The organism is Pseudomonas sp. W2I6 (genome assembly GCF_030815935.1).
GTDB lineage: Bacteria > Pseudomonadota > Gammaproteobacteria > Pseudomonadales > Pseudomonadaceae > Aquipseudomonas.
In genome coordinates this window covers 7,123,612-7,134,912 of record NZ_JAUSXJ010000001.1, presented here as the reverse complement: position 1 = coordinate 7,134,912, position 11,301 = coordinate 7,123,612, and the positions used below count along the sequence as shown (strand labels likewise).

4 protein-coding genes, 2 tRNA genes and 3 rRNA genes are annotated in these 11,301 nt (G+C 55.4%); 2 read left to right on the top strand and 7 right to left on the bottom strand.

Translation table 11 applies throughout. The features are described from left to right. Positions 1-25: 25 nt before the first annotated feature. From rrf to QF039_RS32810, 7 genes are all read right to left on the bottom strand, one after another. Positions 26-141 (bottom strand): 5S ribosomal RNA (rrf, locus tag QF039_RS32840). A 153-nt stretch (positions 142-294) separates the two neighbouring features. After that, positions 295-3,188, bottom strand: a 23S ribosomal RNA gene (locus QF039_RS32835). A gap of 224 nt (positions 3,189-3,412) precedes the next feature. Next, positions 3,413-3,488, bottom strand: a tRNA-Ala gene (locus QF039_RS32830). 10 nt (positions 3,489-3,498) lie between these two features. Next, positions 3,499-3,575: transfer RNA gene (locus QF039_RS32825), tRNA-Ile, on the bottom strand. Positions 3,576-3,699: 124 nt separating this feature from the next. Further along, positions 3,700-5,236 (bottom strand): 16S ribosomal RNA (locus tag QF039_RS32820). The 16S, 23S and 5S rRNA genes sit together here with 2 tRNA genes alongside, the layout of an rRNA operon. A 626-nt stretch (positions 5,237-5,862) precedes the next feature. Beyond that, positions 5,863-7,356, bottom strand: coding sequence for a CoA-acylating methylmalonate-semialdehyde dehydrogenase (locus QF039_RS32815; protein WP_003211182.1), 1,494 nt, complete (start codon positions 7,354-7,356; stop codon positions 5,863-5,865). Between the two features lie 39 nt (positions 7,357-7,395). Then, a complete protein-coding gene (locus tag QF039_RS32810; RefSeq protein ID WP_008430786.1) occupies positions 7,396-8,745 on the bottom strand; it encodes an aspartate aminotransferase family protein in 1,350 nt (449 codons plus the stop codon). Positions 8,746-8,870: 125 nt separating this feature from the next. Here QF039_RS32810 and QF039_RS32805 point away from each other — a divergent pair, with 125 nt between their 5' ends. Further along, entirely contained in the window at positions 8,871-9,791 is a 921-nt protein-coding gene (locus QF039_RS32805) for a LysR family transcriptional regulator (RefSeq protein WP_087693467.1), read from the top strand. 85 nt (positions 9,792-9,876) lie between these two features. Next, complete coding sequence (locus QF039_RS32800; protein WP_307522697.1) at positions 9,877-11,271, top strand: uracil-xanthine permease family protein; 1,395 nt, start codon at positions 9,877-9,879, stop codon at positions 11,269-11,271. Positions 11,272-11,301: the final 30 nt, after the last annotated feature.

Sequence of the window (11,301 nt, the reverse complement as noted above, 5' to 3'; positions counted from 1 at the left end):
AGCAATCAGGGGTTCTGGAATTTAATCTTGACGATGACCTACTCTCACATGGGGAAACCCCACACTACCATCGGCGATGCATCGTTTCACTGCTGAGTTCGGGATGGGATCAGGTGGTTCCAATGCTCTATGGTCGTCAAGAAATTCGGGTACTGAGTCGTGGCCAGCTGGCCTCGCTTCAGCAAATTGGGTATGTGATAGCTTTCGGTGTTTTGCAAGATCTCGAACTTTCGGTTCGTTTCGTCTTCACACACCGCAATCTGGTCTCTTCGACGCAAATTGCTTGGGTGTTATATGGTCAAGCCTCACGGGCAATTAGTATTGGTTAGCTCAACGCCTCACAGCGCTTACACACCCAACCTATCAACGTCGTAGTCTTCGACGGCCCTTCAGGGAACTCAAGGTTCCAGTGAGATCTCATCTTGAGGCTAGTTTCCCGCTTAGATGCTTTCAGCGGTTATCTATTCCGAACATAGCTACCCGGCAATGCCACTGGCGTGACAACCGGAACACCAGAGGTTCGTCCACTCCGGTCCTCTCGTACTAGGAGCAGCCCCTCTCAAATCTCAAACGTCCACGGCAGATAGGGACCGAACTGTCTCACGACGTTCTAAACCCAGCTCGCGTACCACTTTAAATGGCGAACAGCCATACCCTTGGGACCGGCTTCAGCCCCAGGATGTGATGAGCCGACATCGAGGTGCCAAACACCGCCGTCGATATGAACTCTTGGGCGGTATCAGCCTGTTATCCCCGGAGTACCTTTTATCCGTTGAGCGATGGCCCTTCCATACAGAACCACCGGATCACTAAGACCTACTTTCGTACCTGCTCGACGTGTCTGTCTCGCAGTCAAGCGCGCTTTTGCCTTTATACTCTACGACCGATTTCCGACCGGTCTGAGCGCACCTTCGTACTCCTCCGTTACTCTTTAGGAGGAGACCGCCCCAGTCAAACTACCCACCATACACTGTCCTCGATCCGGATAACGGACCTGAGTTAGAACCTCAAAGTTGCCAGGGTGGTATTTCAAGGTTGGCTCCACGCGAACTGGCGTCCACGCTTCAAAGCCTCCCACCTATCCTACACAAGCAAATTCAAAGTCCAGTGCAAAGCTATAGTAAAGGTTCACGGGGTCTTTCCGTCTAGCCGCGGATACACTGCATCTTCACAGCGATTTCAATTTCACTGAGTCTCGGGTGGAGACAGCGCCGCCATCGTTACGCCATTCGTGCAGGTCGGAACTTACCCGACAAGGAATTTCGCTACCTTAGGACCGTTATAGTTACGGCCGCCGTTTACCGGGGCTTCGATCAAGAGCTTCGCGTTAGCTAACCCCATCAATTAACCTTCCGGCACCGGGCAGGCGTCACACCCTATACGTCCACTTTCGTGTTTGCAGAGTGCTGTGTTTTTAATAAACAGTCGCAGCGGCCTGGTATCTTCGACCGGCATGAGCTTACGGAGCAAGTCCTTCACCCTCACCGGCGCACCTTCTCCCGAAGTTACGGTGCCATTTTGCCTAGTTCCTTCACCCGAGTTCTCTCAAGCGCCTTGGTATTCTCTACCCAACCACCTGTGTCGGTTTGGGGTACGGTTCCTGGTTACCTGAAGCTTAGAAGCTTTTCTTGGAAGCATGGCATCAACCACTTCGTCATCTAAAAGATAACTCGTCATCAGCTCTCGGCCTTAGAATCCCGGATTTACCTAAGATTCCAGCCTACCACCTTAAACTTGGACAACCAACGCCAAGCTGGCCTAGCCTTCTCCGTCCCTCCATCGCAATAACCAGAAGTACAGGAATATTAACCTGTTTTCCATCGACTACGCTTTTCAGCCTCGCCTTAGGGACCGACTAACCCTGCGTCGATTAACGTTGCGCAGGAAACCTTGGTCTTTCGGCGTGGGTGTTTTTCACACCCATTATCGTTACTCATGTCAGCATTCGCACTTCTGATACCTCCAGCAAGCTTCTCAACTCACCTTCACAGGCTTACAGAACGCTCCTCTACCGCATCATCCGAAGATGATACCCGTAGCTTCGGTGTATGGTTTGAGCCCCGTTACATCTTCCGCGCAGGCCGACTCGACTAGTGAGCTATTACGCTTTCTTTAAAGGGTGGCTGCTTCTAAGCCAACCTCCTAGCTGTCTAAGCCTTCCCACATCGTTTCCCACTTAACCATAACTTTGGGACCTTAGCTGACGGTCTGGGTTGTTTCCCTTTTCACGACGGACGTTAGCACCCGCCGTGTGTCTCCCATGCTCGGCACTTGTAGGTATTCGGAGTTTGCATCGGTTTGGTAAGTCGGGATGACCCCCTAGCCGAAACAGTGCTCTACCCCCTACAGTGATACATGAGGCGCTACCTAAATAGCTTTCGAGGAGAACCAGCTATCTCCGAGCTTGATTAGCCTTTCACTCCGATCCACAGGTCATCCGCTAACTTTTCAACGGTAGTCGGTTCGGTCCTCCAGTTAGTGTTACCCAACCTTCAACCTGCCCATGGATAGATCGCCCGGTTTCGGGTCTATTCCCAGCGACTAGACGCCCTATTAAGACTCGCTTTCGCTACGCCTCCCCTATTCGGTTAAGCTCGCCACTGAAAATAAGTCGCTGACCCATTATACAAAAGGTACGCAGTCACAGAACAAAGTCTGCTCCCACTGCTTGTACGCATACGGTTTCAGGATCTATTTCACTCCCCTCTCCGGGGTTCTTTTCGCCTTTCCCTCACGGTACTAGTTCACTATCGGTCAGTCAGTAGTATTTAGCCTTGGAGGATGGTCCCCCCATATTCAGACAAAGTTTCTCGTGCTCCGTCCTACTCGATTTCATGACTAAGAGATTTTCGCGTACAGGGCTATCACCCACTATGGCCGCACTTTCCAGAGCGTTCCGCTAATCTCAAAGCCACTTAAGGGCTAGTCCCCGTTCGCTCGCCACTACTAAGGGAATCTCGGTTGATTTCTTTTCCTCAGGGTACTTAGATGTTTCAGTTCCCCTGGTTCGCTCCATACACCTATGTATTCAGTGTAAGGTAACCATCTTATGATGGCTGGGTTCCCCCATTCAGACATCTCCGGATCAAAGTCTGTTTGCCGACTCCCCGAAGCTTTTCGCAGGCTACCACGTCTTTCATCGCCTCTGACTGCCAAGGCATCCACCGTATGCGCTTCTTCACTTGACCATATAACCCCAAGCAATCTGGTTATACTGTGAAGACGACATTCGCCGAAAATTCGCAATTACTTACAAATTTTACCTTAGCCTGATCCGTTACCAGTGAAAGTAACGTTCAGTCTATCTTTCTATCACATACCCAAATTTTTAAAGAACGATCTAATCAAAGACTAGAAATCAATATTCATTGGCGAATATTCATTTCTAAACTCTAACAGTAGAAACAGTTAATGGTGGAGCCAAACGGGATCGAACCGTTGACCTCCTGCGTGCAAGGCAGGCGCTCTCCCAGCTGAGCTATGGCCCCATAACAAAATTGGTGGGTCTGGGCAGATTCGAACTGCCGACCTCACCCTTATCAGGGGTGCGCTCTAACCAACTGAGCTACAGACCCAATTTCGAGCGCGTAACTGATTAGCTAAGAGCTATCAGCTTGGAGCTTAAAGCTGCTTCTATCGTCTTCTTCAATGAATCAAGCAATTCGTGTGGGAACTTATGGAGCAGCTGATGTCGTCGATTAAGGAGGTGATCCAGCCGCAGGTTCCCCTACGGCTACCTTGTTACGACTTCACCCCAGTCATGAATCACACCGTGGTAACCGTCCCCCCGAAGGTTAGACTAGCTACTTCTGGTGCAACCCACTCCCATGGTGTGACGGGCGGTGTGTACAAGGCCCGGGAACGTATTCACCGCGACATTCTGATTCGCGATTACTAGCGATTCCGACTTCACGCAGTCGAGTTGCAGACTGCGATCCGGACTACGATCGGTTTTCTGGGATTAGCTCCACCTCGCGGCTTGGCAACCCTCTGTACCGACCATTGTAGCACGTGTGTAGCCCAGGCCGTAAGGGCCATGATGACTTGACGTCATCCCCACCTTCCTCCGGTTTGTCACCGGCAGTCTCCTTAGAGTGCCCACCATTACGTGCTGGTAACTAAGGACAAGGGTTGCGCTCGTTACGGGACTTAACCCAACATCTCACGACACGAGCTGACGACAGCCATGCAGCACCTGTCTCAATGTTCCCGAAGGCACCAATCTATCTCTAGAAAGTTCATTGGATGTCAAGGCCTGGTAAGGTTCTTCGCGTTGCTTCGAATTAAACCACATGCTCCACCGCTTGTGCGGGCCCCCGTCAATTCATTTGAGTTTTAACCTTGCGGCCGTACTCCCCAGGCGGTCAACTTAATGCGTTAGCTGCGCCACTAAGAGCTCAAGGCTCCCAACGGCTAGTTGACATCGTTTACGGCGTGGACTACCAGGGTATCTAATCCTGTTTGCTCCCCACGCTTTCGCACCTCAGTGTCAGTATCAGTCCAGGTGGTCGCCTTCGCCACTGGTGTTCCTTCCTATATCTACGCATTTCACCGCTACACAGGAAATTCCACCACCCTCTACCATACTCTAGCTCGTCAGTTTTGAATGCAGTTCCCAGGTTGAGCCCGGGGATTTCACATCCAACTTAACGAACCACCTACGCGCGCTTTACGCCCAGTAATTCCGATTAACGCTTGCACCCTCTGTATTACCGCGGCTGCTGGCACAGAGTTAGCCGGTGCTTATTCTGTCGGTAACGTCAAAACAGCAAAGTATTAATTTACTGCCCTTCCTCCCAACTTAAAGTGCTTTACAATCCGAAGACCTTCTTCACACACGCGGCATGGCTGGATCAGGCTTTCGCCCATTGTCCAATATTCCCCACTGCTGCCTCCCGTAGGAGTCTGGACCGTGTCTCAGTTCCAGTGTGACTGATCATCCTCTCAGACCAGTTACGGATCGTCGCCTTGGTGAGCCATTACCCCACCAACTAGCTAATCCGACCTAGGCTCATCTGATAGCGCAAGGCCCGAAGGTCCCCTGCTTTCTCCCGTAGGACGTATGCGGTATTAGCGTCCGTTTCCGGACGTTATCCCCCACTACCAGGCAGATTCCTAGGCATTACTCACCCGTCCGCCGCTCTCAAGAGAAGCAAGCTTCTCTCTACCGCTCGACTTGCATGTGTTAGGCCTGCCGCCAGCGTTCAATCTGAGCCATGATCAAACTCTTCAGTTCAAACATCTTTGGGTTTTTAAGAAACCCTAAACTTGGCTCAGCAATCGTTGGTTACATCTTTGATTTCTCGCGGAGTAACTTGTGATGCTGATAATCTTGTTGACTATCAGTCTGACCCCACAAGCACCCACACGAATTGCTTGATTCAGTTGTTAAAGAGCGGTTGGTTAAGATCTTTCGTCTCAACCGAGGCGCGCATTCTACAGCAGCCTCATTTGCTGTCAAGTGATTATTTTCAGAAGTTTTCAAAGTTTCCTTTGTAACTTCAACCACTTGCGCTTCCGATCTCTCGTTAGCGGGAGGCGAATTCTACAGCGTTACACGCTGCTGTCAACACCTCTTTTTCTCCGCTTTCGACCGAGAAGATCGAACCGTTAATAGGGCCAAACAACACTGCCTTACTAACTCCTTCTGGGCTTCGATGATCTGAAGCAGCCCGCTATCGAAACCTACATAACTCTTTGTTTACCAAGGAGTTTTCCGTTTCGACTGCGCCGGAAGTGGGGCGAATTATAGACTTCCAGAATCTGCCGTCAACACCTTTTTTCACAATACTGTCATATCGGTCAAAAAAGCCCTGAAAAGCAAAGGCCGGCCCCAAGGGGCCGGCCTTCTACTTACCGAACCTACAAGCTAGGAAAGGCAAACTGCGACGCCTCATGACTGGCCCGTTGCGGCCAGCGCTGAGTAATCGCCTTGCGACGCGTATAGAACCGCACCCCATCCGGCCCATAGGCATGCAAGTCGCCAAACAGCGAGCGCTTCCAGCCACCAAAGCTGTGATAAGCCACCGGCACCGGCAACGGCACGTTGACGCCAACCATACCCACTTCAATCTCGTCACAGAACAACCGCGCCGCCTCACCGTCACGGGTGAAGATACAGGTGCCGTTGCCGTACTCGTGATCGTTGATCAACTGCATGGCCGCTTCCAGGCTGTTCACCCGAACCACACACAGCACCGGCCCGAAGATCTCTTCTTTATAGATGCGCATCTGCGGGGTCACGCGGTCGAACAAACTGCCCCCCAGGAAGAAGCCATCTTCATTACCGGCAATACTCAGGCCACGACCATCGACGACCAACTCAGCACCCGAAGAAACGCCGTCCTCTATATAGCCACTGACTTTATCGCGCGCCTGGCCAGTGACCAGCGGCCCCATGTCCAATCCACACGTGGTGCCCGCACCAATCTTCAGCGCCTTGATCTGCGGCACCAGCTTGGCGACCAATGCGTCAGCCACCTGGTCGCCGACACACACGGCAACAGAGATCGCCATGCAACGCTCACCGCACGAACCATACGCCGCGCCCATCAAGGCACTGACAGCGTTATCGAGATCCGCATCCGGCATCAGCACCGCATGGTTCTTCGCCCCGCCCAACGCCTGTACACGCTTGCCGCGCTTGGTGGCTTCGGAATAGATGTACTCGGCGATCGGCGTCGAGCCGACAAAGCTCAACGCCTTGACTTCCGGCGCTTCGATCAACGCATCCACCGCGCCTTTATCGCCATGCACCACACTCAGCACGCCTTTAGGCAAGCCAGCTTCCTGCAACAGTTGTGCAATCAGCAGCGTCGAGCTTGGATCACGCTCCGACGGCTTGAGGATGAAGCAGTTACCGCAGACGATCGCCAGCGGATACATCCACAACGGCACCATCGCCGGGAAGTTGAACGGCGTAATACCGGCCACCACACCCAACGGCTGGAAGTCAGACCAGGCATCGATATTCGGGCCAACGTTACGGCTGTACTCGCCCTTGAGGATTTCCGGCGCCGAGCACGCGTACTCCACGTTCTCGATCCCGCGCTTGAGCTCACCGGCCGCATCTTCCAGGGTCTTGCCATGCTCTTCGCTGATCAGCTGGGAGATACGCGCTTCGTTCTGCTCAAGCAATTGCTTGAAACGAAACATCACCTGGGCACGCTTGGCCGGTGGCGTGTTACGCCAGGCCGGGAAAGCCGCCTTGGCCGAATCGATGGCGCTTTGAATGGTTTCACGGCTGGCCAACGGCACCTGGTGAATCACCTGGCCAGTCGACGGGTTGTACACGTCGGCAGTGCGACCGTTTTCGGTGACCAATTGGCCGTTGATCAAATGCTGGATGAGGCTCATGCAGGGCTCCTGAAAAGTTGTTCTATATAGAAGGAGAAATCAGTCGATCTTGTTCAGCACTTCGCCGACCGCATCGAACAAGCGATCAAGGTCCTGCGGCTTGCTGTTGAAGGTTGGGCCGAACTGCAGGGTGTCGCCGCCAAAGCGCACGTAGAAGCCGGCTTTCCACAAGGCCATGCCCGCTTCGAACGGACGCACGATGGCATCACCATCACGCGGGGCAATCTGGATCGCACCGGCCAGGCCATAGTTACGAATGTCGATCACGTTCTTGCTGCCCTTCAGGCCGTGCAGCGCATTCTCGAAATGCGGTGCGACTTCGGCCACGCTCTGCACCAGGTTTTCCTTCTGCAGCAGGTCGAGTGCCGCCAAGCCAGCCGCGCAGGCAACCGGGTGGGCCGAGTAGGTGTAGCCGTGCGGGAATTCCACCGCGTACTCAGGCGTCGCCTGATTCATGAACGTCTGATAAATCTCGGTGCTGGCAATCACCGCGCCCATCGGGATCGCGCCGTTGGTGACTTGCTTGGCAATGCACATCAGGTCCGGGGTCACACCGAAGCTGTCAGCACCAAACATCGAACCGGTACGACCGAAGCCGGTGATCACTTCGTCGAACACCAACAGGATGTTGTGCTGATCGCAGATCTCACGCAGACGCTTCAGGTAACCCTGCGGCGGAACCAGCACGCCGGCAGAGCCCGCCATCGGTTCAACAAACACTGCGGCGATGTTCGACGCATCGTGCAACTCGATCAGCTTGAGCAGCTCGTCCGCCAAGGCAATCCCGCCCAGCTCCGGCATGCCACGGGAGAACGCATTGCTCGCCAGCAGGGTGTGAGGCAGATGGTCAACATCCATCAGCCCCTGACCAAAAATCTTACGGTTACCGTTCACGCCGCCCAGGCTGGTACCGGCGATGTTCACACCGTGATAACCACGGGCACGGCCGATCATCTTGGTCTTGGTCGCCTGGCCTTTCAGGCGCCAGTACGCACGCACCATCTTCACCGCGGTATCGGCGCACTCGGAGCCGGAGTCGGTGAAGAACACATGGTTCAGGTTGCCCGGCGTCAGGTCGGTAATCTTCTCTGCCAGCTGGAACGACAATGGATGACCGTATTGGAAGCCCGGCGAGTAGTCCAACGTACCCAGTTGCTTGGAGACCGCTTCCTGGATTTCCTTGCGAGTGTGCCCGGCGCCGCAGGTCCACAGACCCGACAGCGAGTCATACACCTTGCGCCCCTTGTCATCGGTCAACCAGCTGCCTTCAGCTGCCACGATCAGGCGCGGGTCACGATGAAAGTTGCGGTTGGCGGTGTACGGCATCCAGTGCGCGTCCAGCTTCAATTGGCTGGCCAGGGTGGACGGAGCGTTTTCGGGCATGTTCATGAGCAAAACCTCGCAAGGCAAAAGGCAGCGTCGGGATTGAAAAGCGTTGTTGCAGCTAAATTGCCACGGGGATAAAGTCGGTGAAATCCAACTCTTCTAACCTTCAGTCAGGCCTTCACTAAACTATGAGCAGCCGTCGACCCGATCCTCTGGCCCAAGTCAGCGACTTCGATATCCGACTGTTGCGCATCTTTCGCAGCGTGGTGGAGTGCGGTGGCTTCTCGGCGGCGGAAACCGTACTGGGGATTGGCCGCTCGGCCATCAGCCAGCAAATGAGTGATCTTGAACAGCGCCTTGGCCTGCGCCTGTGCCAACGCGGGCGGGCGGGGTTTTCCCTGACCGAGGAAGGACGCGAGGTTTACCAGTCGGCACTGCAGCTGCTCAGCGCCCTGGAAAGTTTTCGCACCGAGGTCAACGGCCTGCACCAACACTTGCGCGGCGAGCTGATCATCGGCCTGACCGACAACCTGGTCACCCTGCCCCACATGCGTATCACCCACGCGTTGGCACAGTTGAAGGAACGCGGTCCGGATGTACAGATCCAGATCCGCATGATCGCCCCCAATGAAGTCGAACAAGGGGTGCTCGACGGCCGCCTGCATGTCGGCGTAGTCCCCCAGGCCAGCGCCTTGTCGGGACTTGAATACCAGCCGCTGTACAGCGAACGCTCGCTGCTCTATTGCGCAGTGGGCCACCCGCTGTTTTACGCCGACGACAAGCAACTGGACGACGACCGCGTCAATAGCCAGGACGCCATCGCCCCAACCTTCCGCCTGCCCGCGGATATCCAGGCGCACTACCAGGCACTCAATTGCACCGCCAGTGCCTCGGACCGCGAGGGCATGGCCTTCCTGATCCTCACCGGCCGCTACATCGGCTACCTGCCCGACCACTACGCCAGCCTGTGGGTACAACAAGGCCGACTGCGCGCGCTGAAACCGGCTACACGTTTTTACGATTTGAGCCTCGCTTCGGTCACGCGCAAGGGCCGTCGCCCTCATTTGGTGCTGGAAAGCTTCCTCGAAAGTCTGGCCGCAACGCGCTAACACGGGCCTTACATAAAACCTGAGCAACTGGACAGCTTTTTGCAAGACAAGGGGATCTCGAACCGTCAGCCATGAGTTCCCCGCCATGCCGCCAGAATCCAACACCCCCAGCGACCTGATCTACGGCCTCAACGATCGGCCCAAACCTTTGCCTGCATTGCTTGCCGCGTTGCAGCATGTGTTGGCTGCCTTCGTCGGCATCATCACCCCGCCGCTGATCATTGGCTCTACCCTGGGCCTGACCGCCCACCTGCCCTACCTGATCAGCATGGTATTGATGGTTTCCGGTGTGGGCACCTTCATCCAGGCGCGCAGGCCGTTTGGCATTGGCGCCGGGATGATCTGCCTGCAAGGCACCAGCTTCGCGTTTCTCGGCGCCGTATTGTCGGCCGGGTTTCTGGTCAAGCAACGCGGCGGCAGCCCGGAAGACATCCTGGCGATGATTTTCGGTATCTGCTTCTTCGGCGCCGCAGTGCAGGTCGTGTTGAGCCGTTTCATCGGTCAGCTCAAAAGGGTAATCACGCCGCTGGTGACCGGCATCGTCATCACACTGATCGGCATCAGCCTGATCAAGGTCGGCATCACTGACCTTGGAGGCGGCTTCAATGCCCCGGACTTCGGCGCGCCAACCAACCTGGCACTCGGCCTGTTCGTGGTACTGACCATCATCCTGCTCAACCGCTCGAACACGCCATGGGTACGGCTCTCCGCCATCATCATCGGCCTCGCACTGGGCAGCCTCGCCGCCTGGTTCAGCGGCAAGTTGGTGCCCCAAGCCTTGCCTGACTTGCCATTGATCAGCCTGCCTACACCGTTCCACTTCGGTTTCAACTTCGATTGGAGCGCTTTCCTGCCGGTAGCACTGATTTATCTGATCAGCACCATCGAAACCGTCGGTGACCTCACTGCCAATTGCATGATCGCCCGCCAGCCCATCAGCGGCCCTTCCTATATAAGCCGACTCAAGGGTGGCGTACTGGGAGATGGCATCAGTTGCATGATCGCAGCCACCTTCAGTGCCTTTCCCAACACCACATTCGCCCAGAACAACGGCGTGATCCAGCTGACCGGCGTGGCCAGCCGTTACGTCGGCTTGTACATCGGCGCGGTACTGTTTTGCCTCGGGCTGTTTCCGTTGATTGGTGCGGTGCTGCAGCAAATCCCCAAGCCGGTGCTGGGCGGCGCAACCCTGGTGATGTTCGGCAGCGTAGCGGCGGCCGGCGTGCGCATTCTCGCCCAGGCCCCGCTGGATCGGCGCAGCATGCTGATCATCGCCACCTCGTTCGGCGTCGGCCTGGGGATCGCGGCGCAACCGAACCTGCTGCACCTGATGCCAACCCTGGTGCAGAACCTGTTCGACTCGGCCATCACCAGCGGCGGCCTGACCGCCATCGTATTGTGCCTGCTGCTACCTGAAGCCAAGGCTCCCGTGGATGCCGCAAACCGGACCCTGGAAAGCGACACTCTGGAGCCGCTTTAAGGGTTTTATCGTATCGGGACTTGTCTGGGG